The organism is Leucobacter holotrichiae, assembly GCF_055791005.1.
Window position 1 is genome coordinate 237845 of the sequence record NZ_JBVUAC010000005.1, and the last position, 26327, is coordinate 264171.

A 26327-nucleotide genomic window follows, 5' to 3' on the forward strand; every position below is an offset into this window, starting at 1 on the left:
AGTCTCACGCACGGGCCAGGAGATCCCCCTCGGCGTCGGCGAGCCGGTCCGCGACCTGACGGATGCTGACCTGCATGGCGGCGGCAGCATGCGTGGGCGTCATGTCGCTGCGACGCGCGATACTGATCGTGCGCGTGAGGCCGTCGCCCTCGAGGGTCGTGACGCGCAGCTTGGCGCGATCCGCCGCCACCATCGCCGGGACCACGGCGGCCCCCACGCCCCGCTCCGCGAAGCTCAGAGCCGCGTCCATCTCGGCGCCCTCGACGGCCACCGCCGGAGCGAGCCCGGCGCTGCGGAAGGCTGCATCCATCGCGACGCGCAGATCGTAGTTCTCGGGGAACACGATCTGCGGCACGTCGGCCAGCGCTTCCAGGTTCACGGGAGCAGCACCGGCGAACGGATCCGGCCCGTCCGCCGCCGAGACCGCGACCAATCGCTCCCGCAGGATCGGCTCCCGCTCCAGCACCGCCCGTGCCGCCCCCGAGGAGACGCTCGTCACGATGAGTGCGAGGTCGAGCGCGCCCTCCATGAGCGCGGTGATGAGGCTGCGCGATCCGCGTTCCAGAATCTCGATGTCGACGCCGGGATGCCTCCCTCGGAACTCGGCGAGCACCTCCGCCACGAGGCTCGTGCACAGGGTCGGGGTCGCGCCCAGCCGGATACGACCGCGTTTGAGACCCGCGAGCTCGGCCATCTCGCTGCGCGCCGTGTCGGCGTCGGCGAGCATGCGCCGCGCGAACGGCAGCAGGCGCTCCCCCGCGGCGGTCAGCGCGACGTTACCGCGAGCGCGATGGAACAGTTCCACCCCGAGCTCCTGCTCGAGGCCGGCGATCTGGCGGCTCAGCGACGGCTGAGCGAGATGGAGGCGCTCGGCGGCGCGCGTGAAGTGCCCGGTGCGGGCGACCTCCGCGAAGCCGCGCAACTGGTCGAGATTCATATCCCATAGCGTACCTGCATCGTTATGATCAGATCTATTCATTGGAGTAATCGAACGCGGGTGCCTAGCGTGGTCCGCATGAACACCATCGCAGCAACCACCGACATTCCTGCTTCTGCGCGCTCCGAGCGCCTGCTCTCGACCTCCGTGCTCGTCATCGGCACCGGAGGCGCCGGCCTGCGAGCCTCGATCGAGCTCGCCGAGCGGGGCGTGCAGGTGCTCGCGGTCGGCAAGCGCCGCAAGCACGACGCCCACACCACGCTCGCAGCCGGGGGCATCAACGCGGCCCTCGGCACGGTCGATCCCGAGGACAGCTGGCAGCAGCACGCCGCCGATACCCTGCGCGAGTCGTACTTCCTCGGCGATCCCGCGATCATCGAGGTCGTCGCCAAGAACGCGGCCCGCGGCATCGAGGATCTCGAGCGCTGGGGCATGCCCTTCGCGCGCGAGGCGGACGGGCGGATCAGCCAGCGCTTCTTCGGAGCCCACAAGTACCGCCGCACCTGCTACGCGGGCGACTACACCGGCCTCGAGATCCAGCGCACGCTGCTGCGCCGCGCCCGCGAGCTCGAGGTGCCGATCGTCGACACGATCTACATCACCCGCCTGCTGGCCGCGGACGGCAGGATCTTCGGCGCCTACGGCTTCGACGTCGTCGACGGCACCCCGGTGCTCATCCACGCCGACGCCGTGATCCTCGCAGCGGGCGGGCACAACCGCATCTGGCGCAACACCTCCTCCCGACGCGACGAGAACACCGGCGACTCCTTCCGTCTCGCGGCCCTCGCGGGCGCCAGGATCCGCGATGCCGAGCTGGTGCAGTTCCACCCCTCGGGCATCCTCGAACCCGCCGACGCCGCCGGAACCCTCGTCTCCGAGGCGGCGCGCGGAGAGGGCGGCATCCTGCGCAACGCCCTCGGCGAGCGCTACATGGAGCGCTACGACCCCGAGCGGATGGAGCTCTCGACCCGCGATCGCGTCGCACTCGCGAGCTACACCGAGATCATCGAGGGGCGCGGCACGACGAACGGCGGCGTCTACCTCGACGTCTCGCACCTGCCGCGCGAAACCATCTTCGAGAAGCTGCCCCGGGTATACCGCACGCTCATCGACCTGCAGATGCTCGACATCACCGAGGAGCCGATCGAGATCGCTCCCACGGCGCACTACTCGATGGGAGGCGTCTGGGTCGACGCCGAGAGCCACAGCACCGGCGTCGACGGCTTCTACGCCATCGGGGAGGCGTCCTCCGGTCTGCACGGCGCGAACCGTCTCGGCGGCAACTCGCTCATCGAACTGCTCGTGTACGGGCGCATCACCGGCACCGACGCGGCCGAGTACGTCTCGGGGCTCACGAGGGTGACGCGCTCGGCAGAGGCCGTTGCCGAGGCGCGGGCCGAGATGCGGGCGCTGCTCTCGAGCAAGGGCACCGAGACCCCGCGCCTGCTGCAGCGGGCCGTGCGCGACCTCATGACCGAGCACGCGGGTGTGGTGCGCAGCGAGGCGGGGCTGCGCGAGGGTCTTGAGAAGCTGGGGGCGATCGAGGATCGCGCCTCCGGTCTCGGGGTGCACCCCGACATCGCGGGCTTCGACGACCTCGCCCACGCGTTCGATCTCGACGGTTCACTTCTCGCCGCCCGCGCCACCCTCGAGTGCGCGGTCGAGCGCCGCGAGACCCGGGGATGCCATAACCGATCCGATTTCCCGGAGCAGGACGAGGCGCTGCGCGGCAGCTTCGTCTGGACCCCGGAGAGCGGCGTGACCTTCGAGCGCGTGGCGGAGGCACCTGATTCATTCCGCAAGCTCGCCCACGACGACATCGACACATCGGTCGAGGGCAAGCTCGTGGAGTAGGGCGAGGGCGCTCCGCTCCTCTTCTCGTCCCTCGATGCTCCTCTCTCCGTCTCTCGATACTCCTCTCCCCGTCCCTCGATGCTCCTCTCCCCGTCCCTTCGTTCGGATCTCACCCGTTCTTCGGATGAAACTCCAACGATCCGATCCGAATGAGTGGCAGCATCCGAAAGAAGGGACACGCGCACCGCGCCGGAGGACGGATCGGAACTTCGCTCACAATCGGCCGATTCGGGTGAATCTCACCCGAATCGGCCTGGCGCCTGTGCATAACCCGATACCTCCGCTCCCCGCGACGCATGATCGGTGCATGAACCGAACCGACTTCCCCTCCGATTCGCCCCGTGTGCTCAAGTGCCGCAGCACCGCAGACTTCCTGGCAGCGCTGCCGCACTTCATCGGGTACACGGCCACCGACAGCCTCTTCGTCATCCTGTTCTCCGGTTCGCGCACCGGCCGGGCGATACGCATCGATCTCCCGCAGGACGAGAGTGCCGAGCAGGTCGATCCTCTGCTCGACTTCATCTGCGACATCCTGCACGAGCTCGATGTCACGAGCGAGTCGGCGCCCGCGATCGCGATCACCTGCTCCCGCACCTTCGCCGAGTGCGGCGGCCCTCCGTGGAGCGCCCTCGCGCGGCGGATCGAACGCCGTCTGATCGACGAGGAGATCGGCCTGCGAGAGCTGTGCTGCCTCGCGCCCGACGGATGGATCGGCTTCCTCGATCCTGCAGCCCCGCGAGCGGGCCGCCCGCTCAGCGAGATCGCGGAGAGCCCCATCAGGCTGGATGCCCAGCTGCGCGGCGAGGTTCCGCGCGATCTCGCCGAGTTCGGCGTGGTGCCTGAAGCGGAGCAGGATCGATGCGAGGAGGTGCGGGAGGCGCTCGACGAGATACCGCCCTTCGCTCCGGCCCGGGTCCCTTCGACGTTCAGGTTGAAATCTCCCAAGCTTCGGAGGAGCAGCGCTCTCGGCCGCCGCGACTTCGAGACGATCATGGCCGAGCAGGCGAGGCATCCGGCGCCGCCCGAGGCGTACTCCTGGATGCTCGATACAGCGGAGGTGACCGAGGCGCTGCGGAGCACCGCTCAGGCCGAGAAACTCTCACCCGACATGTCAGCACGTCTGATCCGCTGCGCCCAGCTTCCCGATCGCTGGCTGCTGCTCGCACTGGGAATACTCACTCGACCGCTCTTCCCTGTCGAGCTCGCAGAGGAGATCGGACCGTCGCAGTTCATCGATATTCCTATCGATCTCGATTCCGGCCCCGAGGCCGCCCTCGCTCCCGGCTGGTCGGTGTGGCGCGTTCTCGCCACCGTCTGCCCGGATTTCACCGAGCGAGACCGCCTGGGGCCACTGCGCGACCGACTGCTCGAGGTGCTGGCCGAGACCCCGCGGCCGCTGAAGCCGGCGCTCTTCGCTCTCAGCGCCTGGCTGTGGTGGTTGAGCGGTTCGCAAAGCGTCGCTCTGCGTCAATTGGATGAGGCGCTCGAGATCGAACCTGGAAACGAGCTCGCGCTCATGGCACGGCATCTCGTCTCGGATCTCCGCTCGATCCACCCGGCTCTCCTTGCGAGCGCGGCCTGATGCGCCGGAAGGCGGGCGCGTTCCACCGGAGCGCGGATTCAGCGCACCCGGACCTCGGCCCGAAGCACCGCGACGATGCGATCGATAGCGCCCTCGCCGAGGGGCGACGCGAGAGTGAATCGGATCGCCGTCTGCGCGAGCCCGGGAGAGAACCCCATCGCGAGCAGCGTCGGCGAGACCTCATCCCGACCCGCCGCGCAGGCCGAACCCGACGAGACCGCGAAGCCGGCGGCATCGAGCGCGACCAGCAGCGACTCCCCGCTCGCGGAGGCGATCACGAACGAGGCGTGACCCGGCAATCGTTCGCTGGGGTGACCGGTCAGACGCGCCCCCGGCACCTCGGCGAGCACCCGCTCGACCAAGCGGTCCCTGCTCTCGGCCAGAGCCAGAGCGCGGGTGCCGATCTCGGCGGCGGCGGATTCGGTGGCAGCGGCGAAACCCGCTGCCGCAGCCACGTTCTCCGTTCCCGAACGCCGCCCGCCCTCCTGCCCGCCTCCGTGCAGCAGCGGCTCGAGGGGCAGACGCGCGCGCACGAGCAGTGCTCCGGCACCCTGCGGCCCGCCGAATTTGTGCGACGCCACGCTCATCGCGTCGACCGCGGCGCCGGGCCAGGCGGGACTGAGGTCGGCATCGGAGCCGCCTTCGCTCGCGAACGATACGGGCAGAGACGCCGCGGCCTGCACCGCGTCGGTGTGCACCCGCACCCCGAGAGCGCGGGCGTGCGACGCGATCTCCGGCAGCGGCTGCACCGTGCCCACCTCGGCGTTCGCGAGGCCCACCGTGAGCAGCGTCGTGTCCTCCCGGAGGGCGGCGGCGACATCCGCCGGATCGACGCGCCCGTCGGTATCGACGGGCACCAGGCTCAGCTCGAACCCGTGCAGGCGCTGCAGGAAGCGGCAGCTCTCGAGTACGGAGGGGTGCTCGATCGGCGTGGTCACGATATGGCGCCCGCGCGGGCCAGCGAGCGCGAGGCCGATCACCGCGAGGTTGTTGGCCTCCGTGCCGCCAGAGGTGAGCACCACCTCGTCCGTGCGCGCGCCGAGGGCGTTCGCGATCCCTGCGCGAGCGGCGTCCAGGGTCTGCTGCGCGCGGTATCCGGCCTGATGCACGCTCGACGGGTTGGCTTGTCCAGCGTCGAGAACCGAGAGCATCGCCGCACGGGCTTCCGGGCGCAATGGCGCAGTGGCCGCGGCATCGAGGTATCGCGAGTGCGACTCGTCGAGGTTCACGGGGTATCCAGGCCGAGATCGAGCGCCTGCGCACCGTGCGTCAGCCGACCGACGGAGATGATGTCGACGCCGGTCTCCGCGATCTGCGCGACGGTCTCGAGGTTCACACCTCCGCTCGCTTCGGCGACCGCTCGGCCGTCGATCATCCGCACCCCCTCGCGGAGGTCCTCGATCGAGAAGTTGTCGAGCAGAATGCCGGTCGGAGCCGCTGCGAGCACCGGCGAGATCTGCTCGAGTCGATCCACCTCGACCACGATCGAGACGGTGTGGCCCGCCCGACTGCGCAGCTCCCGCAACGCCGCTGTGGTCGATTCATCGTCCATGGCGCCGAGAGCGGCGAGGTGGTTGTCCTTCACCATGATCGCGTCGGAGAGCCCGAAGCGATGGTTCGTTCCTCCGCCCGCGCGCACCGCGTGCTTCTCGAGTGCGCGCAGTCCGGGCGTCGTCTTGCGGGTATCGGCGATGCGGGCACCGGTGTGGGAGACGGCAGCGACGTATCGCGCGGTGAGCGCAGCGATACCGCTCAAGCGCTGGCAGAGGTTGAGAGCCACCCGCTCGCCCGTCAGCACGCCGCGCGCGGGTCCGGCGATGCGCGCGAGCGACTGGCCCGCGCTGAACACCTCCCCCTCCGCGGCGAGCGCGGTCACCTCGATCCGTGTGTCGAGCTGCCGGAACGTCTCGACGACGAGGGGGCCACCCGCGAACACCCCGGACTCCCTGGCCACAAGCCGAGTGTCGATGCGCGCCCCCTCGGGGATCGCGAGCTCGACGGTGAGGTCGCCCCAGGGGGCGTCTTCGGCGAGAGCGGTGCGCACGACCGACTCGATGATGCGGGGGGTCAGCATTGTGCGAGGCTCCTCTGCTGGGCGGGTTCGATGGTCGGCGGTGCGGCGAAGGCCAGGGCGAACCCGCGTCGGCGGGCCTGGGCGGGATCGGTCTGCGGGGCGTCGCTCCTCTGGTGCGCCCCACGCGATTCTGTTCGTGCAGCGACGGCGAGGGCGATCATGTCACCGAGAGGGTTCGATCCCGGGTCGGCGGCGATCACCCCCGGTACAGCCGCTGAGACCAGGTCGCGCATCCCGCGTCCGTCGAGCTTCCAGGCATCGCGCTTCCCGGCGAAGGCGGCCGCCGCCAAGCCGGCGCGACGCCCGAAGACGAGGCCCTCGAGCAGGGAGTTGGAGGCGAGCCGGTTGGCCCCGTGCACGCCGGTCGACGCCGTCTCCCCGGCGACGAACAGGCCGGGCACCGTGCTGCGGCCCCGCAGGTCGGCGGCCACGCCTCCCATCGTGTAATGGGCCGCGGGTGAAACGGGAATCGGCTCGCGCGTCCAGTCGAGGCCGCGCTCCGCGAGGGCGGCGTTGATCCCGGGGAACCGTGCGGCGAGCGCGCCCGAGCCTCCCTCTCGTTCGATACCGGTGGCGTCGAGCCAAAGCCGGGATTCACCGCGCAGCCGCATCGCTCGATGCATCTCCCTCGACACCACGTCCCGCGGCGCGAGCTCCGCGAGCGGGTGCCGGCCCGCCATGAAGCGGGATCCCGACCCGTCCCGCAGCACGGCCCCAGCACCGCGCACCGCTTCCGAGATGAGGAGACCGGAACCATCCAGCACCGTCGGGTGGAACTGCACGAACTCGAGATCCGAGACCACTGCGCCGGCTCGGGCCGCGAGCACCACGCCCTCCCCGCGAGACGAGGCGGGATTCGTCGAGCGCTCGTAGAACGCGGCGTACCCACCCGTCGCGAGCACCACGGCGTCTGCGCGTCTGCTCTCGAGGGCGCTATCCCCCGAAAGAGACCGCAATACGACGCCCTGCGCCGCCCCCGAACCGCTCGTCAGCGCGACGGCGGTGCGGTTCTCGATCAGTTCGATCCGCCCCGCCTCCGCATCGGCGAGCACCCGCGCCGAGAGGTGGGCGTGCAGCACCGCCCCGGTGCGATCACCGCCCGCGTGCATGATGCGAGCGCGCCCGTGCGCGGCTTCGAGCCCGAGCGCCGGGCGGCCCGCGGCGTCGAGGTCAGCGGCGAACCCGTCGCGCAGCAGCCCGCGCACGATCCTCGCGCCCTCGTCGACCAGCACTCCCGCCGCCTCCGCATCGACGAGTCCGACTCCCGCGGCGACGGTGTCGGCGAGGTGCTGCTCGGGGGAATCATCCGCACCGAGTGCAGCGGCGATGCCTCCCTGTGCGAGCACCGTGCTGCCGCCCGCGCAGCCGAGGCCCGCCGCAGAATCCTCGAGGCCCGCCGCAGCACCCTCGAGGCTCGGGCGCAGCCAACCCGGCACGACGAGGGCGACCTCCGCGCCCGCCGCAGCCGCGGCGAGCGCGGACGAGAGGCCGGCGACCCCCGCGCCGATGACGACGATCACGGCCGTGCCGCGAGCATGCGCTCGAGGGCGATGCGTGAATCGTCGGCCACGTCATCGGAGACGGTGATGCGATTCGGCACCGCTCCCTCGACGAGCGCCTCGAGCGTCCACGCGAGATACGCCGGATGAATGCGATACATGGTCGAGCAGGGGCACACGACGGGGTCGAGGCAGAACACGGTCAGCTCCGGGTGCTGCTCCTGCAGCCGGTTCACGAGGTTGATCTCGGTGCCGACCGCGATCACATCGCCGGGCGCGGCCGCCTCGATCTGCTTGCGGATGTACTCCGTCGAACCGGCTCCGTCGGCGGCCTCGACGACGGCCGCGGGGCACTCCGGGTGCACGATCACGCGCGCACCGGGGTACTCCGATCGTGCCCGCTCGATCTGCTCGACGGTGAAGCGCTTGTGCACCGAACAGAACCCGTTCCAGAGGATCACCCGGGCCTCGCGCAGTTGCTCGACGGTGTTGCCGCCGAGCGGCAGGTGCGGCCGCCACAGCGGCATCAGGTCCTCCGTGATGCCCATCGCCTTCGCGGTGTTGCGGCCGAGGTGCTGGTCGGGGAAGAAGACGACGCGCCGACCTCGCTCGAACGCCCACTCGAGCACGGTGCGCGCGTTCGACGAGGTGCAGACGATGCCCCCGTTACGGCCGCAGAACGCCTTGATCGCAGCCGAGGAATTCATGTAGGTGACGGGGATGACGGGCTCGAGCCCGTCATCTGGATCGGTTCCGAGCGCCGCGGTCAGATCCTCCCAGCAGCGCTCGACCTGCTCGATCGTCGCCATGTCGGCCATCGAGCAGCCCGCGGCGAGGTTCGGCAGCACCACGGCCTGCGACGGCTCCGACAGGATGTCGGCGGTCTCGGCCATGAAGTGAACCCCGCAGAACACGAACGCCTCGGCTTCGGGGTGGGCCTTCGCGGCCTGCGCCAGCATGAAGGAGTCACCGACGAAATCGGCGTGCTGCACGATCTCATCCCTCTGATAGAAGTGCCCGAGAATCCGCACGCGGTCCCCGAGCGTCTGCTTGGCCGCCGCGATCCACTCGTGCAGCTGCTCCTCGGAGGCGTCGGTGTAGCGAGCGGGAAGCGGCCCCTGGCGCGGAGCGTCCCCGGGAGCCGTATCCTCCACCGAAGCGCCCGGTCCGTAACCGGGAGCCCGGTCGATCGCCCACGGGTCCCGAGCCAGCCCCGAGTCGCAACTCGACAGCCCGGTCGCGCGCAGCGCGATGGGTCGGCGGTGAGACGCCTGCGCGCCCTCCGGCTTCTGCGGGGGCCGCGTCGCGCTCTCGCGCTCAGCAGCCGCCCGGATGAGTTCCTGCACGCTCGTCATTATGCGCTCCTCGGTAGCGGTTCGTCCGGCAGAGCACGCCCTCCCGGCTGGGTCGGCTGCACCGAGCCACGAGGCCCGGCGAGCCGATCAGAATGTTCGAGGTGCCCCGGTGATGGGCTCCCTCGGAATCGATAGAGGCGGGCGGGCCGGTGCCGCCCGCCGGTCTCGACCTCGCCGGTATCGACGAGGTTGCCCTGCGCCAGCGCCTGGCGGCGGAAGTTGGCTGGGTCCACGGTTTCCCCGAGCACCGCCTCGGTCACGGCCCGGAGCCTGGTGAGGGTGAACGTCGACCCGAGGAAACGGTGGGCGAGGGCCTCGTACTCGGTCTTGGAGCGCAGGCGCGCGAGGGCGTAGGCCACGATCTCGGCGTGATCGAACGCAAGCTCCGGCAGCCTGTCGGCCGAGAACCAGGCGACATTGGGGTCGGGATCGCCCGGCGTGGTGTCCCCCGGCGTGGTGTCCCCCGGCTCCGGCGACGCCGGCGGAGACGCGGGATCCGGATCGTCCCAGCGCCGCGAGCGGTCCCCGTTCTGCGCAGCAGCGCCGGGCTCAGGAACCGGGGTGGGCGACTCGGCGAGGTCGCTCTCGCCGTACAGCGCCCAGTAGGCGATGGTGACGAGACGTTGCGCCTCGGCGGAGCGCTCGACTCCCCCGAAGGAGTAGAGCTGTTCGAGGTATCCGGGATCCCGCAGCACCGCGGCTCGCAGCGTTCGCAGCGCCGTGTCCGAGAGGGTCTCGTCCCAGCGAGTCGGGCCCCCGGGCAGCGCCCACCTGCCCCGAAACGGAGCGCGGGTCCGGCGCACGAGCGGCAGCCAGAGCGTGATCGCTCGGCTGGGCGGCGCGTCATCCGCGTGCGATACGTCATCCGCGCAAGACCCATCGCCGATGAGCGACCCCTCCGGAGGGCGCAGGGCGAAGGCGACCGTCGAAACCGCGACCGCGGGCGGCATCGTACGCCGCTCGCTCACGCTCGCGTTCTCGTAGAGCACCGTTCTCCCCCTTCGGCCGGGCACGGAGGATTCCGAGCCCCGTCCAACTTATGGTCATTGTGACCATAAGTCAATTTCCTCCGAAACACCACCGAAGAAGACACAAGAAGATCACAAAAGCACCACGGAGAAGACATCTGGGATAGGCTCACCTACAAGACCAGTAATGCCGAACGTTGGAGCAGTCCAGACACGTTTTATCGCCGCGGTTCACCGCAGCACGCACCACCAGTCTCCACGTCGGCGCCGTCGCCGTGGCATCCCGGTCGCTTTCAGCGGCCAGCAACACACAAAGGAAACACAGTATGACCACCGGCACCGTGAAATGGTTCAACTCCGAAAAGGGCTTCGGCTTCATCACCCCCGACGACGGAGCATCCGACGTCTTCGCGCACTTCAGCGCGATCCAGGGCAGCGGCCGTCGCGACCTCTTCGAGAACCAGCGCGTCGAGTTCGACGTCGAGCAGGGCCCCAAGGGCCTGCAGGCCAGCAACATCGTCGCGCTCTAACGAGCAGGCGACACCCGGCGGGGTGCGGGGCTTCGGCCGCGCACCCCGCTTTTGCGTGTCCGCGCTGCAGAAGCATCCCCGTCCGCGCCGTCGTTTTGTGCATTCACCACACCGGGTTCGACAGAGACGCCCCGACCTCGTACATTCGGGTCACCGCGACCGACCGAAACAGGGATCAATGTCACCGCAGACCTACCCGCACCTCTTCGCTCCCCTCGACCTGGGCTTCGTCACGCTCCCCAACCGGGTGCTCATGGGCTCGATGCATCTCGGGCTCGAGGAGGCCCCGGGCGGCGCCGAACGCCTCGCCGCCTTCTACCGCGAGCGGGCCCGCGGCGGCGCCGCGCTCATCGTGACGGGCGGCATCGCGCCGAACCCGGCGGGGCGCCTCACTCCCGGCGCGGCGACGCTCGAGACCGAGGATCAGCTGCCGCACCATCGCGTCATCACGGACGCCGTGCACGAGGAAGGCGGGAGGATCGCGCTGCAGATCCTGCACGCCGGACGTTACGGGGCGCACCCCGACATCGTCGCACCGAGCCCGATCCAGGCCCCGATCTCCCCGATCACCCCGCGGGAGCTCGACGAGGCCGAGATCGAGCGCACCATCGACGACTTCGCCCGCACCGCCCGCCTCGCGCAGCGCGCCGGCTACGACGGCGTCGAGATCATGGGATCCGAGGGATACCTCATCAACCAGTTCACCGCGCGCCGCACCAATCACCGCGAGGATCGATGGGGCGGCGATCTCGACGGTCGTCTGCGCTTCCCGGTCGAGATCGTTCGCCGGGTGCGCGAGGCGGTCGGCGAGCGCTTCATCGTGATCTACCGCTTGTCGATGCTCGAGCTGGTGCCGGAGGGAGCTTCGCTCGAAGAGGCGCTGGAGCTCGCGCGACGCGTCGAGGCGGCGGGCGCGACGATGATCAACTCGGGCATCGGCTGGCACGAGGCGCGCATCCCGACCATCGCCGGCTCGGTGCCCCGCGGCGCCTTCGCCTGGGTCACCGACCGCTTCGCGGGCGCGGTGTCGATCCCGCTCATCACGACCAACCGCATCAACACGCCCGACACCGCGGAGCGCCTGCTCTCCGAGGGCCGGGCCGCGATGGTCTCGCTCGCCCGCCCTTTCCTGGCGGATCCCGAGTTCGTGAGCAAGGCGGCCTCCGGCGCGCCGCAGCGCATCAATACCTGCATCGGCTGCAATCAGGCGTGCCTCGATCACACCTTCTCGGGCAGGCCGGCATCGTGCCTCGTGAACCCGCGAGCGGGACACGAGACCGACCTCGTCATCGCTCCGACAGCCGTCAGGAAGCGAATAGCGGTGATCGGCGCGGGGCCGGCGGGTCTCGCGTGCGCCACGACCGCGGCCTCGCGGGGCCATGACGTCACGCTGTTCGAAGCGTCGGATCGCATCGGCGGGCAGTTGAACGTCGCGCTGCAGGTGCCCGGCAAGAGCGAGTTCCGGGAGACGCTGCGCTACTTCGGGGTGCGGATCGAGGAGACCGGACTCGAACTGCGACTGAACCACCGCGTCACGGCCGGCGAGCTCGCGGAACAGGGCTTCGACGAGGTGGTCGTCGCCACGGGCGTCGTGCCGCGGCGCCCCGACATCCCGGGCCTCGACCACTCGAGTGTGCTCGGCTATCTGGACGTGCTGCGCGAGAAAGCACCCGTGGGCGAGCGGGTCGCGATCCTCGGGGCCGGCGGAATCGGCTTTGATGTCGCCGAGTATCTGACGGCGCCCTCGGACGACTCTGGATGGAGCGACGCGAGTGCCGAGGATCCCGAAGCGCTCCGGGCCTTCCTGGCGCACTGGGGCGTGGACCGCGACTACGCGCGCGCCGGCGGACTGCAGCCGCCGGCGCAGGAGCGGCCCGCCCGCGATGTCGTCATGCTGCAGCGCAAGGCCGGGAAGCTCGGCGCCGGCCTCGGCAAGACGACCGGGTGGATCCACCGCACCGAACTCGCGCGCCGCGGAGTGCAGATGATGCCCGGCGTCGAGTACCTCGGCATCGACGACGCGGGGTTGCGGGTGAGGATCCCGTCCGCGTCGCCGGCCGCCGGGGCGCCGGAGTCCGATCCCGCGCACGAGGAGCGCATCATCGAGGTGGACACGGTCGTGCTCTGCACGGGCCAGGAACCGGCGCGGGAGCTGCACGGGGAACTCGCGGAACTCGGGATCGGCGCCCACCTCATCGGCGGGGCCGACGTGGCCGGCGAACTCGACGCCAAACGGGCGATCGATCAGGGGACACGGCTCGCGGCGTGGCTGTAGGGTCCGACGCGATCCCGCTCAGCAGGGGCAGGATCGGGGTCCCACGACTCGCGGGCCGACCCCAACTTCGGATCTCACCCGTAATTTCGGATCGGATCGCTCGGGTTTCGTCCGAATGACGGGTGAGATCCGAAATATGGGCCGCGGGCCCCGCCCCGACCGCCTAGGCGAGCACGCCGCGCGCGACGGCGAGCGCATCGGCCAGCATCAGGTCGAGCCTGTGGCGGCCGGCGCCGCGATCCGCCCACCGCCACACGGCGGAGACGAGCGCAGCGGCGTAGCAGGCCCCGATCACGTCGGCGCGTACCGCCTCGACGCCGTCGCGCTCGAGGCGGGCCGCGATCGCGGCTCCGATGCGCAACTGCCGCGCGGCTCGCCCCGCCTCGAGCTCCTGCTCCACATCCATGGTGCGGGCGTCGACGATCGCGAGCGCGAGCGTATCGGGCGCTTCACCGAGCGCGAAGGCCGCGAGCGCATCGGAGAGCGATCGCGCGGGATCGGCGAGCGCGTCGACCAGCGCCGCGATCCTGCCGTCGAACACGAACCATAGGATCTCGGACTTGCCCGAGAAGTAGTTGAAGAAGCTGGATCGACTCACCCCGGCCCGCCGCGCGATCTCCGTGATCGAGGTCGCTTCGTACCCCTGCTCGAGGAACAGCTCGCACGCCGCGTCGGCGAGCACCTCGCGCGAGGATGCCGGCGGGCGTCCGCGAGTGGGTGAGCTCATGCCAATACCCTACTCACCGGAGCCGCGGCAGCATGCGGGGTGCGCTAGAATCGCATAGTTGAACTCGATCTAACAAAGCGGCTGCAGCGGCGGCGCGCAACAACGGCGCCGCCACCACCGCAACTCCCTCTCCAGCCCCGACCCGAGGAGCCTCGCGCACCCATGACCCGACACCTGCCCCGTTCGCTCTCGCTGCTCGCACTGGCCGCGGTCGGCGCCCTCGCCCTCAGCGCCTGCAGCGCCGAGACCGCGGATGACCACGCCGCCACGCAGGAGGGCGGCACCCTGGTCTACGCGACCGGCGACGCCGAGCCGACCTGCCTCGACCCGCACGTGGGCGGCAACTACCCGCAGGCGCTGATCTCGACGCAGTACCTCGAGCCGATGGTCGGCCGCGACGCCGACGGCAAGATCCAGCCCTGGCTCGCGACCGAGTGGGAGACGAGCGAGGACGGGCTCACCTGGGACTTCACACTGCAGGAGGGCGTCACCTTCACCGACGGCACCCCGCTCGACGCGGAGGCGATCAAGGCCAACATCGAGCACCTGCAGGATCCCGACACCCAGTCGTCGACCGGCTACCTGGCCGTGCAGAAGATCGCCGAGATCGAGACCGTCGACGACACGCACGTGCGCTTCCACCTCTCGGCCCCGGACTCGGCGCTGCTGGAGTCGCTGAGCCAGCAGTGGACGGCGATCCAGTCCCCCGCCGGCATCGCGCGCGGCATGGAGGAGAACTGCCAGTCGCCCATCGGCACCGGTCCGTTCATCGTCGAGAACTGGACGCCGCAGCAGCAGGTCGACCTCGTGCGCAACGACGACTACCGCACGCCCGGGCCCGAGGCCGAGAACGACGGCCCGGCCCACCTCGAGCGCATCGAGTGGCGCTTCATCCCCGACGCCGCCACCCGCAACGCGGCCCTCACCTCGGGCGAGGTGCACGTCATCGACAACCCGCTGCCCGCCGACATCGTCGCGGCCGAGCAGGGCGACGGCATCGAGCACATCGACGCGCCCCGCCCCGGCGCCGTCAACCGCATCGAGCTGAATTCGGGCCAGGCCCCGTTCGACGACGCCCGCGTGCGCGAGGCGTTCATCCGCGTCGCCGACCCGAACCCCGGCATCGAGTCGCTCTTCCAGGGCGTCGCGAGCCGCACCTACTCGCCGCTCGCGAGCGTCGAGCCAACCGCGGTGAGCGATGAGAGCCTGTTCGAGACCGATCCCGACGCCGCTGCGAAGCTGCTCGACGAGGCAGGGTGGACCGAGGGCGAGGACGGTGTGCGCGAGAAGGACGGTAAGAAGCTCACCGTGCGCTTTCCCGTCAGCACCAACCAGTCGACCGCGGCCGAGCAGTCGCTCTTCGAGCAGATCCAGGCCAACGCCGCGGCCGTCGGCTTCGACGTGGTGATCACGCCCGTGGATCTCAGCAGCTGGTACGGCGCGCTCGCGGCGCACGAGTACGAGGCCGTGAGCGCCCCGTACACCAAGGTCGGCCCCGACGTGCTGCGCATCCTCTACCACTCCGACGGCACGCTCCCCGCGCCCTCGGGCTACTTCGCGAACAACGCCCAGCTCAAGGATCCCGAGCTCGACGCCGTGCTCGAGCAGGCCTCGGCCACACTCGACGAGGCGGCGCGCGCGGAGCTGTACGCCGACGCCCAGCAGCGCATCCTCGAGAGCTACACCGTGCTGCCGCTCTACGACCAGCAGAACCACTTCCTGGTGAACGGGGTCGAGGGCGTCACCACGCTCGGCACGGTCGCCACGCCGACCTTCATCGACGCGCGGCTCCGCTCAGACTGACCGGTCGAGGGGCAGCAGTTCACGTGAGAGGCAGGAGGATCGCGCGGGCCGCAGCGCAGAGGATCGGCGCTGCGCTGCTCGTCGTCTGGTTGACGGCGACGGTCGTGTTCTTCGCGCTGCGGCTGTCGGGCGATCCGCTCGAGGCGATCATGGGCGGCCCCGGATCGCAGGCGGGCCCCGAGGCCACGGAGCGGGCACGGCAGATGTACGGGCTGGATCAGCCGCTCGTGCTGCAGTACCTCGCTCAGCTGTGGCGCACCGCCACGCTGCAGTTCGGCGACTCCTACGCCCGCAAGCAGCCGGTGGCCGATCTGCTTGCCGCGAATCTGCCGCCCACACTCTTGATCGCGACCCTCGCGCTGCTGCTCGCCTGGGCGCTCGTGGTGCTCGGCGCGCTCGTCTCGGCGGTCGCTGGGAGGGGCAGGATCGGCCGCGCGATCCGCGCCGCGCTCGCCGGCGTCGAGACGGTCGCCTCGGTCGCGCCGCAGTTCTTCGTGGGCGCGGTGCTCATCCTCGTCTTCGCGAGCGGACTCGGGATCCTGCCCGCCACGAGTGGCTCATCGCCCGCCGGCCTCGTGCTGCCCGTGATCACCCTCGCGGTGCCGATCGCGGGCTACCTCGCCCACGTGCTGCAGGGCTCGCTCGTCGAGGCCGACGACGCGCCCTTCGCGGTGACGGCCCGCTCCCGCGGGGCCTCCGAGACGCGGGTGCTGTTCACGCACACGCTGCGGCACGCCGCGCTGCCCGCCCTCGCGCTGTCGGGGTGGGCGTACGGTTCGCTGCTGAGCGGGGCGGTGGTCGTCGAGGCGCTGTTCGCGCGCCAGGGGCTCGGGCGTATGCTGCTCGAGGCCGCCACCGTGCGCGACGTGCCGGTGGTGATCGGGGCGGTCGTGGTCATCGCGCTGCTGTACGTGGCGATCATGCTGATCTCCGATCTGCTCGAGCACCTCGTCGATCCGCGCCTGCGTCGCCGGGTGATCGCCGCATGACGCGCCGCGCACTCGGGAGCGGGCGGATCGGCGCGAACCCGCTCGGTTGGTCGGGCTGGGCCGCTCTCGCGATCCTGCTGGTCGCCCTCATCGCGGTCTGCGCGCCGCAGCTGCTCGCCCCGGGCGATCCGCTCGCGGTGCACCCGGCAGAGGGTTTCCGCCCGCCGTCGTTCGAGCACCCCTTCGGCACCGACGAGTCGGGCCGCGACCTCTTCACCCGGGTGATGCACGGCGCCGGAGCATCCGTGGGCATCGGCCTCGCCGCCACGGGCATCGGGATCGGGATCGGCGCCGCGCTCGGCTTCGCGGCCGGTCTCGGCCCGCGCTGGCTTGACGGCTCGCTCGGCCGCGTGTTCGAGGTGCTGTTCGCCCTGCCGACCCTCGTGATGGCGCTGCTCTTCATCTCGGTGATGGGTTCGGGGCCGGCGGCTTCGATCCTCGCGATCGGCCTTGCCACGATTCCCGGGTACGCGCGCATGCTGCGCGCCCGCGTGCGCGGCATCGCCGCGAGCGGCTACGTGGAGTGGGCACGGCTCGACGAGGTCGGACCCGTGTGGGTGTTCATGCGGCACGTCGCCCCGAACTCGCTGTGGCCGCTGGTGTCGGCCGCGACGCTCGGGATCGGCCAGGCCATCGTGTGGGTGTCGGCGCTCGGCTTCCTCGGTCTCGGGGCGCTACCGCCCTCACCGGAGTGGGGGGCGATGTTGAACGCGGGCCGTGTGTACCTCACCACGGCCTGGTGGATGACGGTGATGCCAGGCCTCGCGATCGTGCTGGTGGCGGGGTCGTTGACGGTGCTCGGCCGGCGACTGGGAGGTTCTCGTGGCTGAGCGCAAGGGTGTACTCGAGGTCGAGGGGCTGCGCGTGGAGCTGCGCGGCGCCGCCTCGCCGGTGCTCGAGGGGGTGTCGCTGCGGGTGGAGCGCGGCGAGTGCCTCGCCGTCGTGGGCGAGTCGGGGGCAGGCAAGTCGGTGCTCGCGCGCACGCTCCTGGGTTTGACGCAGTCGGATCCGCAGTGGGCCGTGCGATCCGACTCCTTCGAAATCGCGGGCAGCGACGCGCGCGGGCTCGGTCGTCGGCAGTGGCGAGGGCTGCGCGGCCGCTCCGTCGCGCTCGTGCTGCAGGACGCGCTGCAGTCGCTCGACCCGCTGCGCGCCATCGAGGCCGAGGTCGGGGAAGCCCTCGCGGTGCGCGGGATCGGACGTCGCGAACGGCGTGCCGCCGCGATCCGGGCCCTCGAAGCCGCGGGCCTCCCGCACGCCGCGGCCCGCCTGCGGCAACGACCGGGCGAGCTCTCGGGCGGGATGCGGCAGCGGGCACTCATCGCGTCCGCGCTCATCGACGAGCCGGAGCTGCTGATCGCCGACGAGCCGACCACGGCGCTCGATCCGACCACGGCCGCCCGTGTGCTGGGTCTGTTCGACGAGATCCGGGGGCGGGGTACCGCGATCGTGCTCATCAGCCACGACCTCGCGAGCGTGGCCCGCGTCGCCGATCGCATCGCGGTGCTCGACCGCGGGCGCATCGTCGAGCAGGGCCCGACCGAGCAGGTGCTGCACCGCCCCGCCCACGCGGTCACCCGAGCGCTGGTGGCGGCGATCCCGAGCGGCCCGAAACCCCTCGCGAGCCTGGCACCCGCCGATGCCCCGGAGCTGCTGGCGCTGCGCGGCGCCGCCCGCCGCTTCCCCGCCCCCAGCGGCGGCACGACCGGCTTGCAGGGAGTCGATCTCGCACTGCGGCGGGGCGAGGCCGTGGGAGTCGTCGGCGAATCGGGAGCGGGCAAGAGCACCCTCGCGCGCGTGCTCGTGGGCGCCGAGCAGCCGGACTCGGGCGCCGTCGAGCGGGTCGATCCGCACGTCCGGGTGCGCCTCATCCCGCAGGATCCGCTCGCGACCTTCGACCCGCGCTGGCGGGTGGGCAGGATCCTGACCGCCTCGCTCCGCTCCCCCGATCGCACCCCCGCCGAACTGCTCGCCCAAGTGGGCCTCGGCCCCGAGTATCTCGGCCGCAGGCCGGCGACGCTCTCGGGCGGGCAGCGCCAGCGGGTCGCGATCGCCCGCGCACTCGCGGCAGACCCCGACGTGCTCGTGTGCGACGAACCCGTGTCGGCGCTCGACGTCACCACGCAGGCCGGCATCCTATCGCTGCTGCGCGATCTTCAGGAGAAGCAGGGTCTGACCCTCGTCTTCGTCTCGCACGATCTCGCGGCGGTGCGCACCGTGTGCGACCGCGTGCTCATCATGCGAGACGGTCGGGTGGTCGAAGAGGGCGGGACGGAGACGGTGCTGGCGGATCCCTGCGACCCGTTCACCCGGGAACTCGTCGCGAGCGCGGCCATCGGCTAGGCACCCGCTGCTCCTTCACCCTTCGCCCCACGCCACACCGTTCACCCCTCACCTTCATCTCGCACCCCGCACCCCGCACCTCCACTCCCCACACTCCCCCGAAACGCGGAGTCCCGAATTGCTGCTTCATCGTCTCGGTAAACAGCAGTTCGGGACTCCGCATTGCGCACACAACGGTCAGCGCGAACTCTCGCGATAGAGGCCGATGAGTCCCTCGAGACCCTCCGCATCGAAGCGTTCGAGCTGGCGCCGCGCCGGCCCGCCCGTGCGCCGGAGCCGGTCGATATAGTGGGAGACCCGATCGTGGTCGCCTGTGCGCCGCAGCTCGTTCTCGACTGAGGCGACCATTCGCTCGAGCGTGTCGAAGGCCGGCTCGGGGCGGGCGGTGAGCGGATCGATGAGCTGCGCCGCGAGCCCGTCACGAGCCGCCATCCAGATCGCCCCGTTCACGAGGCCGTGGGCGATGCGCGGTCGCGGCTCTCCCGCCTCGGCGTCGCTCAGCGCGCGATCCACGAGCGCCCGCACCAGCACCGCGAAGCACACCGCATCCTCGGCCTCCAGCTGAGCATCGGCGATCCGCAGCTCCATCGTCGGGAAGTTCTGCGAGAGCCGCGCCAGCCAGGTCACCACCCCGGAGTCGAGCAGCACCCCGCTCTCGACCAACTGCTCGACGGAGCGCGCGTAAGCCTCACCGCTGTCGAACTCCGGTGGGAACCCGGCCACCGGCCACGACATGTTCATGACGTGGCGCCAGCTGGCGAACCCCGTCGGCTCGCCGCACCACAGCGGAGAGTTCGCCGTCATCGCGAGCAGCGCCGGAGCCCACGGGGCGAGACGCGCCAGCACCTCGACGCCCGCGTCGGGCGAGGGGATCTCGACGTGCACGTGCGTGCCCGTCACGTACTGGTAGGCGGCAGCGTTGCGCAGCTGCTCGCCGAGTTCGCGGTAACGCGACTTCGGAGTGACGGTTCCGGCGGCCTCACCGCCCACGGGCGGCAGACCGCTGCCCGCGAGCACGATACCGCGATCCGCCGCCTCTCGAGACAGCGCGGCGCGGAACCCCGTGAGGGTCTCCAGCGCCTCATCGGCGGTGCGGCACACCTGCGTCGCCGTCTCCAGCTGGCTCGAGAAGAACTCCCGCTCGGCCGGTGCAACGGAGTGCGGAGCCGACCGCACCATGTCGGCAGCGAGATCGGTCGGGGTGCCCTGCGAGGCGTCGAGCAGCAGGTACTCCTCCTCGACCCCGAAACTGCGGAACTCGTCGGTTGCGAGTCCGCCGGTGTCGCGCGTGCCGTCGGTGTGGCTCATATCGCCCTCCTTCGTGTTCGGCCGTCGCGTCACGGCCCGGGGTTCGAGCGTAGAGGTTCGCGGGACGAGCTGTCACCGGGGTTGATTTCGCAGGCGCCCACCGGGTAGGCGATGACCCTCACTCCGAGCCGATGATGATCCCGGTGCGCAGCTCCGCCAGCAGTGCGAGCACCGCCGTGGCCGTCTCGGGATCGGGCACCCGCTCCATGGCCGCGGTGTCGCCCTCCCCCACCTTGATCCCCAGGTCGTCGTGACTGAGGGTCGTGAACACGTCCTCGTCGGTCACGTCGTCCCCGAGGAACAGCACGGGCGCGTCGGGCAGGGCCGCGCGGATGCTGCGCAGCACCGATCCCTTGTTCGAGTCCCGCACCGAGAACTCCCGCACCTGCTTGCCCTCGCGCACGTGCATGTCGGCCGCGAGGCCCAGTTCGACGGCCGCGGCCATCAGCTCCTCCGCCTGCTCGGGATCGGCGACTTGCCTCGTGTGCACCGCGATCCCGAACGGCTTGCGCTCGAGCCGCACGCCCGGCTCACCGCCGAGCACGCGCTCGAATCGCCGCCCGACGCGCTCGAGCCTTTCGCTCTCCTCATCGGTGAGCGGGCTTCCGAGCGGCGGGCCGTCACCGCCCTCACCCGCAGGACCGATGTCGAGCCCCGTCAGCTCCGAGCCGTGGGAGCCCGACACGATCCATCCGTCGCTCTGCAGACCCGTCTCGGCCAGTCCGCCCAGCGAGCGCCCCGTCAGCACGGCGACGTAGGTGTCGGGCGCGTTGCGCAGCACCTCGAGCGCCTGGCGGGCCCTGGGGAGGATTCTGGCGTCTTGCGGCCTCGGAACGATCGGTGCGAGCGTGCCGTCGAAGTCGCTCGCCACGATGAGCCGGGGAAGCGCGGCGAGCCGGCGCACGCGATCGTCGATGCTGCGCGGCACGAATGCCGTGCTCACCTGGATCGGCTCGGTACGGTGCCCGGTGGGGCTCGGGCGCTGCGCCTCCGCGGTCGCCCGCACTGCTCCCAGGTAGCCGGACGCCCAGTGCGCGACGTCATTGTCGTAGACGGTCCGGCGCAGCGACCGCATGCGTCGGCGCTGCTCCTCGCGCGGCATGTGGGCCGCACGCACGATCGCGGCCTTGAGCCCCTCGATGTCGTGCGGGTTGACGAGCAGCGCGTCCCGCAGCTCGTCGGCAGCGCCCGCAAACTCGCTCAGCACCAGAACGCCCTGCTCGTCGGTGCGGCACGCGGCGTACTCCTTCGCGACGAGGTTCATACCGTCGCGCAGCGGAGTGACCAGCAGCACGTCCGCGGCCAGGTAGAGCGCCACCATCTCGTCGCGTGTGTGCCCGCGATGCAGATAGACGAGCGGCGCGTGCCCGATGCTTCCGTACTCGCCGTTGATGCGCCCCACGGTGAGCTCGACCTCGTCGCGCAGCTGCCGATAGGCGTCGACGCGCTCCCGGCTCGGGCTCGCCACCTGCACGAGCACCGTCTGCTCGGCATCGATCTCGCCGTCCGAGAGCAGCTCGTCGAACGCCTTGAGACGGTGCCTGATCCCCTTCGTGTAGTCGAGTCTGTCGACGCCCAGCATGACCGTCTTCGGGTTGCCGAGTTCGGCGCGGATCTCCCTCGCCCGCTCCTGGATCTCGGGGCGGGCGGCCACCTCGGCGAAGGCCGCGGCATCGATCGAGATCGGGAATTCCTGGGCGAGCACCGTGCGCGACGGCTCACCGGCGGCGCCGGGCACGACGATCGTATTGCCGAGCGCGGGCACGCGGGTGAATCGCTCGGCCGTCATACGGAACGCCACGGCGTCGGTGACCTGCTGGAATCCGATCACGTCGGCTCCGAGCAGGCCCTCGACCACGCGCTTGCGCCACGGGAGCTGCGCGAAGAGCCGGCTCGGCGGGAACGGGATGTGCAGGAAGAAGGCGATCGTGAGGTCGGGGCGCAGCTCGCGCAGCATCGCGGGCACGAGCTGCAGCTGGTAGTCGTGCACCCAGACGATCGCGCCCTCCGCCGCGTGCTGCGCGACGCGCTCGGCGAAGCGCTGGTTCACCTTCTGATAGCGGTCCCACCACACGCGGTGGAACTCGGGGCGCGCGATGACGTCGTGGTAGAGCGGCCAGAGCGTGCCGTTCGAGAAGCCCTCGTAGTAGAGCTCGATGTCGTCCTCGCTCAGTTCGACGGGTGCGAGGCGCATCGAGCCGATCTCGAACGGGTCGACCGCCTCGTCTGCAGAACCGACCCACCCCACCCAGAGGCAGCCGAGCTGCTCCACGATGGGGGCGACCGCCGTGACGAGGCCTCCCGGTGAGGTGCGCCACGAGGTGGATCCATCCTTCTCGACGACCCGGTCCACCGGCAACCGGTTGGACACCATGACGAGTTCGCGCCCGCCCGTCATGTCCTTCATCTCGGTCATGGCACCCCCTTGCGAGTCTCTGTTATCGCAGTCTACGAGACCTGCGCGGCCGCTGCTGCCCGTTGCGGCCGTATCCCGGCTGATGCTAGTGAGCGGCGCGTTTGCCTCGAGCGAACAACAGTTAGCACTCTACCCGAGAGAGTGCTAATATTTTCTCAAGTTGAGTGATATGCACTCAACTTTCACATCTTGAATCGTCAGTTCAGAGAAAGGTGAGAAACATGGCAACCTACACCCCTTTCCGTGAGATGGAACGCCTCGCCGACACGCTGTTCAACGAGCCCCTGCGCGGGCCGCGGCAGATGCCCATGGATCTCTATCGCGACGGCGACCACTACCTGCTGACCGCTGATCTGCCCGGCATGGATCCGGGCTCCGTCGACATCGATGTGGACGGCCAGTTGCTCACGATCCGCGCCGAGCGCACCCTGCCGAGCACCGAGAACGTGAAGTGGATCACCCGCGAACGCACATCGGGCAGCTTCCTGCGCCAGCTCAGCCTCGGCCAGGGCATCGATACCGAGCGCATCAGCGCCAGCTACGACAACGGCGTGCTGTGCGTGACGATCCCGGTCAGCGAGCGGGCGAAGCCGCGCAAGGTGGAGGTCACCAGCGCGAACGGCGGCGCAGCATCGCAGACGCTGGAGGCAGACGGCGGGGCGAAGCCGCAGCAGCTGGAGAACAGCCCCGCGTAAGGGCTGACCCGCCGCTGAGGCTCGGGGCGGGGCCGCAGACCGGCGCCCGCCCCTTCCCTCCTCGGCTCCACCGGCCTAGAGTTGAGCGATCGGACTGCAATCGCCCGGAGGCGTCATGGCTCGCGCTCGCATACACAACCAGTTCGTGTCCCTCGACGGCTTCTCGGCCGGCGAGCACGTGACGTTCGACCGTCCGATCGGAGACGCCGGTGCGCTCTTCGGCTGGTTCGACGGCCGCGTCATCGAGGGCGTTCACCGGGTCGCTGATCCGGTGACGCTGGATCGTGCCCTGTTCAGCATGTGGGGGCAGGGCATCGGCGCGGAGATCATGGGGCGCCGCAAGTTCGGGCCGCAGAACGGGCCCTGGCCCGATGACGGGTGGCGCGGATGGTGGGGCGAGGAACCGCCCTTCAAAACCCCCTGCTTCATACTCACGCACCACCCGCGCGAGCCCATGGTGTTCGCGAACGGCACGAGCTTCCACTTCATCGACGCCGACCCGGCGGAGGCGCTGCGCCGCGCGAACGAGGCCGCCGACGGCAAGGACGTTCGCATCGGGGGCGGGCCCTCGACGATTCGCCAGTTCCTGCGCGACGACCTCGTCGACTTCATGCACGTCGTGGTCGTGCCGATCACGCTGGGTCGCGGCGTGCGCCTCTGGGACGACGTCGTGGGGATCGAGGATCGCTTCACGATCGAATCGGTCAGCAGTTCGAGCGGGTTGACCCACCAGCTGTGGAATCGGAAGCGGTAGCCTCCGCGCCCTGGCCGCTCGCTAGGCCCGATGCCCGCTCGAGTCGAGCTCGAGCTCGATGAACGCGGCGATGAGAGCCCGGTACGCCGCTTCGACGACCTCGGGCGACGCCCCCGCGTCGGTCGCGAGCGCACGCACCTTGCGGATCAGCTGCTCCACCCGGTCGGGCGCCCGCACCGCCTGCGCGTCCTGCTTCAGCGAACCAGCGATCAGCACCTGCTCCTGGCGCTCGGCGATCAGCTCGACGATCCGGCGATCCAGCGCGTCGATCCGCTGCCGCACCGCCTCCAATTGCGGCTGTGTCGACTCGTTCATCACGCCAGCCTAGCAGCGCAGATCTGCCGTCGAGCACACCGGACCCCGGATTTCGGTGTGCTCGACGGCAGATCTGCGTAGTTGCAGCGGGGACGGCGGCGCGGGGACGGGGCGTGATGCAACGAGGAGCAGCACCCGCTCCCGTCTCAGCCCCCCGGCTGGTAGATGCGGGTCAGGATCAGCCGCTCCCCGAGCGTCCACGCCGTCGTCGTGAGCAGGTACAGCCCCGCAGCGAGAGGGACGAACGCCGCGATCACGGCGGTCATGAACGGCATGAAGCTCAGCACGCGCATCATGCCCGTCAGATCCGGCATGCCGGTCGCCTGCTGGGGCTGCGCCTGCATCCCGGTATCGGGTTGGGGCTGAGCGAGCAGGCGCCGCGAGGCCTGCGCGACGACGGCGATGAGCACCATGATCGTCAAGAAGACCGCCGTCGATCCCCATGACACCGTCCCCGCACCGATCCGCCCGATGAACCCGGCATCGAGCGGAACGCCGAAGAACGTGTGCGAGAGCAGCTCGTTCGGGTGCCCGTCGATCTCCGGCAGGATGAACAAACCGTACACGGCCATGAGCACGGGCATCTGCGCGAGCACGGGCAGGCATCCGGCGAACGGGGAGGCCTTCTCCGCCGCATAGAGCTCCATCGTCTTCCGCTGCAGCACCTCGGGATTCTTCTGGTAGCGGCGGCGCAGCTCGGCGATCTGCGGCGCGAGCCGCTGCCTCATGACGTTCGCCTTCACCTGCGAACGGCCGACCGGGATGAGGAGCGCGCGGATCACGACGGTGAGCACGATGATCGCCATCGCGGCGCTGTACGCGCCAGCCACCGGTTCGAGGATCTCGCTGAGCGAGGTGACGACCCAGTAGGCGGCATTGATCAGGATCTTGATCGGCGGGAACTCGTAGATGCTCATCGGGCCGCCTCCCGACGCTCCGTGGTCAGAGGGGCGGTCGCAGTCGAGGGGTCAAGGGACAGGTGGTGTTCGGGGTGCATGGTGTTCTCGTTTCAGTCGCGGGTATCGAGCGTGTGCACGCCCTGCGAGAACGAGAGCACCGAGGGGACCGAAGGAACACCGACCGCAAGGATCGGTTGATGCGAAACGTCGTTCAGGCAGAGGCGTGAACGAGACGCGACGGCGCACGCGCGAGCGCGGTCCCCGGCATACCGGCATCGCCGGGTACGCGGAACTCGCGAACCTCGGGCACATGCGATCGACTCGGCGGAGCATTGGGAGCCAGCGCCAGGGCCCGCGTGAGAGCTCGCGCGATCGCCGGAAGGACCGGCACCAGGATGAGCGCACCCACCGCGAGCACCAGCACCGCCTGGATCATCGGCTGCGGGAGATGCGGCGTGAGCGCGACGGAAAGCGTGAACAGCACCAGCTGCGCCATCAGCCACAGCGATATCAGCATGCTCTGCACCTCCGCTCCCTTGGAGTGTATCCGACCACCGCATCTTCCACGACCGCACTCGGCCGAACGCACGCCGCCCTTGTGCCGGCGAGCCCCGATCGAGAGGCGATTTTTGCATGAGGATCGCGGATCCCGAGTGCAGAAATCGCCTTTCAACAGGGATGGAGAAGCAGGATCGGGTCAAGCACCCGAGGATCGCGGGGTGCCAGCCGATCGCCCCCTCCGACTTTTGCGCTTCACCCCGGCTAAGCTCTCATGAACCGACAACGATGGAGCTTCTGCCGGTCTCGAGGTCGAGCTGGCAGATGCGGAGCGGAGAAGGATCGTGTCCAGCAGCACCCAACAGGCGGTGGAAGCCTGGCTCCGAGAGATGTCCGATGACAGGCTGCCGCTCCTCGTGGAACTGTGCAGGTCAAGTCCCGGGTGGTGGTGTAACGGTTGGTCCTTCGTGGTGATGGGGTCAGGCGCTGAGCTCGAGAACGGTATC

General features: G+C 70.2%; 22 protein-coding genes. 10 read left to right on the forward strand and 12 right to left on the reverse strand.

Annotated features, from left to right (window positions below; all coding sequences use genetic code 11):
* Positions 1-4 precede the first annotated feature (4 nt).
* Positions 5-937 (reverse strand): LysR family transcriptional regulator, encoded by a 933-nt coding sequence (locus AC0KXF_RS08845; protein ID WP_473108827.1) that lies wholly within the window; start codon positions 935-937, stop codon positions 5-7.
* A gap of 78 nt (positions 938-1015) precedes the next feature.
* Here AC0KXF_RS08845 and AC0KXF_RS08850 point away from each other — a divergent pair, with 78 nt between their 5' ends.
* Positions 1016-2791, forward strand: a complete 1776-nt coding sequence (locus tag AC0KXF_RS08850) for an FAD-binding protein (RefSeq protein WP_473108828.1) — start codon at positions 1016-1018, stop codon at positions 2789-2791.
* 307 nt (positions 2792-3098) lie between these two features.
* Positions 3099-4373 carry a DUF4192 family protein gene (locus tag AC0KXF_RS08855; RefSeq protein ID WP_473108829.1) on the forward strand — a complete coding sequence of 425 codons (1275 nt, stop codon included), beginning with the start codon at positions 3099-3101 and terminating at the stop codon, positions 4371-4373.
* Positions 4374-4411: 38 nt separating this feature from the next.
* Here the strand turns inward: AC0KXF_RS08855 and AC0KXF_RS08860 are convergent, their stop codons facing one another.
* From AC0KXF_RS08860 to AC0KXF_RS08880, 5 genes are read right to left on the reverse strand one after another with little or no spacing between them, the layout of a single operon-like run.
* Positions 4412-5602 (reverse strand): cysteine desulfurase family protein, encoded by a 1191-nt coding sequence (locus AC0KXF_RS08860; RefSeq protein WP_473108830.1) that lies wholly within the window; start codon positions 5600-5602, stop codon positions 4412-4414.
* Complete coding sequence (nadC, locus tag AC0KXF_RS08865; RefSeq protein ID WP_473108831.1) at positions 5599-6447, reverse strand: carboxylating nicotinate-nucleotide diphosphorylase; 849 nt, start codon at positions 6445-6447, stop codon at positions 5599-5601. The genes AC0KXF_RS08860 and nadC overlap by 4 nt, the downstream gene beginning before the upstream one ends.
* Positions 6441-7967 (reverse strand): L-aspartate oxidase, encoded by a 1527-nt coding sequence (locus tag AC0KXF_RS08870; RefSeq protein WP_473108832.1) that lies wholly within the window; start codon positions 7965-7967, stop codon positions 6441-6443. Before AC0KXF_RS08870 ends, nadC begins: the two co-directional genes overlap by 7 nt.
* Complete coding sequence (nadA, locus tag AC0KXF_RS08875) at positions 7964-9301, reverse strand: quinolinate synthase NadA (RefSeq protein WP_473108833.1); 1338 nt, start codon at positions 9299-9301, stop codon at positions 7964-7966. Before nadA ends, AC0KXF_RS08870 begins: the two co-directional genes overlap by 4 nt.
* A complete protein-coding gene (locus AC0KXF_RS08880; RefSeq protein WP_473108834.1) occupies positions 9301-10290 on the reverse strand; it encodes an NUDIX hydrolase in 990 nt (329 codons plus the stop codon). The genes nadA and AC0KXF_RS08880 overlap by 1 nt, the downstream gene beginning before the upstream one ends.
* A 305-nt stretch (positions 10291-10595) precedes the next feature.
* On the opposite strand from AC0KXF_RS08880, the gene AC0KXF_RS08885 reads away from it, so the two are divergent.
* Entirely contained in the window at positions 10596-10799 is a 204-nt protein-coding gene (locus AC0KXF_RS08885; RefSeq protein ID WP_223043369.1) for a cold-shock protein, read from the forward strand.
* A gap of 178 nt (positions 10800-10977) precedes the next feature.
* On the forward strand, positions 10978-13074 hold the full coding sequence (locus tag AC0KXF_RS08890; protein WP_473108835.1) for an FAD-dependent oxidoreductase: 2097 nt from the start codon (positions 10978-10980) through the stop codon (positions 13072-13074).
* Positions 13075-13237: 163 nt separating this feature from the next.
* Here AC0KXF_RS08890 and AC0KXF_RS08895 read toward each other — a convergent pair whose 3' ends face one another.
* The gene (locus tag AC0KXF_RS08895; RefSeq protein ID WP_473108836.1) at positions 13238-13801 is read right to left on the reverse strand and encodes a TetR/AcrR family transcriptional regulator; all 564 of its coding nucleotides are present in this window, start codon (positions 13799-13801) and stop codon (positions 13238-13240) included.
* A 162-nt stretch (positions 13802-13963) separates the two neighbouring features.
* On the opposite strand from AC0KXF_RS08895, the gene AC0KXF_RS08900 reads away from it, so the two are divergent.
* From AC0KXF_RS08900 to AC0KXF_RS08915, 4 genes are read left to right on the forward strand one after another with little or no spacing between them, the layout of a single operon-like run.
* The gene (locus AC0KXF_RS08900) at positions 13964-15604 is read left to right on the forward strand and encodes an ABC transporter substrate-binding protein (protein ID WP_473108837.1); all 1641 of its coding nucleotides are present in this window, start codon (positions 13964-13966) and stop codon (positions 15602-15604) included.
* 23 nt (positions 15605-15627) lie between these two features.
* Positions 15628-16593 carry an ABC transporter permease gene (locus tag AC0KXF_RS08905; RefSeq protein ID WP_473108838.1) on the forward strand — a complete coding sequence of 322 codons (966 nt, stop codon included), beginning with the start codon at positions 15628-15630 and terminating at the stop codon, positions 16591-16593.
* Positions 16590-17423 (forward strand): ABC transporter permease, encoded by an 834-nt coding sequence (locus AC0KXF_RS08910; protein ID WP_473108839.1) that lies wholly within the window; start codon positions 16590-16592, stop codon positions 17421-17423. The genes AC0KXF_RS08905 and AC0KXF_RS08910 overlap by 4 nt, the downstream gene beginning before the upstream one ends.
* A complete protein-coding gene (locus AC0KXF_RS08915) occupies positions 17416-18936 on the forward strand; it encodes an ATP-binding cassette domain-containing protein (RefSeq protein WP_473108840.1) in 1521 nt (506 codons plus the stop codon). The genes AC0KXF_RS08910 and AC0KXF_RS08915 overlap by 8 nt, the downstream gene beginning before the upstream one ends.
* 177 nt (positions 18937-19113) lie before the next feature.
* Here the strand turns inward: AC0KXF_RS08915 and AC0KXF_RS08920 are convergent, their stop codons facing one another.
* Together AC0KXF_RS08920 and AC0KXF_RS08925 are read right to left on the reverse strand one after the other, a co-directional pair.
* Positions 19114-20244, reverse strand: coding sequence for a carboxylate-amine ligase (locus AC0KXF_RS08920; RefSeq protein WP_473108841.1), 1131 nt, complete (start codon positions 20242-20244; stop codon positions 19114-19116).
* Between the two features lie 118 nt (positions 20245-20362).
* The gene (locus AC0KXF_RS08925; RefSeq protein ID WP_473108842.1) at positions 20363-22660 is read right to left on the reverse strand and encodes a bifunctional alpha,alpha-trehalose-phosphate synthase (UDP-forming)/trehalose-phosphatase; all 2298 of its coding nucleotides are present in this window, start codon (positions 22658-22660) and stop codon (positions 20363-20365) included.
* Positions 22661-22881: 221 nt separating this feature from the next.
* Here AC0KXF_RS08925 and AC0KXF_RS08930 point away from each other — a divergent pair, with 221 nt between their 5' ends.
* Together AC0KXF_RS08930 and AC0KXF_RS08935 are read left to right on the forward strand one after the other, a co-directional pair.
* Positions 22882-23355, forward strand: a complete 474-nt coding sequence (locus AC0KXF_RS08930) for an Hsp20/alpha crystallin family protein (protein ID WP_473108843.1) — start codon at positions 22882-22884, stop codon at positions 23353-23355.
* A gap of 115 nt (positions 23356-23470) precedes the next feature.
* Complete coding sequence (locus AC0KXF_RS08935) at positions 23471-24109, forward strand: dihydrofolate reductase family protein (RefSeq protein WP_473108844.1); 639 nt, start codon at positions 23471-23473, stop codon at positions 24107-24109.
* A 21-nt stretch (positions 24110-24130) separates the two neighbouring features.
* On the opposite strand, the gene AC0KXF_RS08940 is transcribed toward AC0KXF_RS08935, so the two are convergent.
* The 3 genes from AC0KXF_RS08940 to AC0KXF_RS08950 all read right to left on the reverse strand — a co-directional run bounded on the left by AC0KXF_RS08940 (position 24131) and on the right by AC0KXF_RS08950 (position 25840).
* Positions 24131-24424, reverse strand: coding sequence for a chorismate mutase (locus AC0KXF_RS08940; RefSeq protein WP_473108845.1), 294 nt, complete (start codon positions 24422-24424; stop codon positions 24131-24133).
* A gap of 146 nt (positions 24425-24570) precedes the next feature.
* Positions 24571-25341: a YidC/Oxa1 family membrane protein insertase gene (locus tag AC0KXF_RS08945; protein ID WP_473108846.1), complete on the reverse strand. Its 771-nt coding sequence runs from the start codon at positions 25339-25341 to the stop codon at positions 24571-24573.
* A gap of 193 nt (positions 25342-25534) precedes the next feature.
* Positions 25535-25840 (reverse strand): hypothetical protein, encoded by a 306-nt coding sequence (locus tag AC0KXF_RS08950; RefSeq protein WP_473108847.1) that lies wholly within the window; start codon positions 25838-25840, stop codon positions 25535-25537.
* Between the last annotated feature and the right edge of the window lie 487 nt (positions 25841-26327).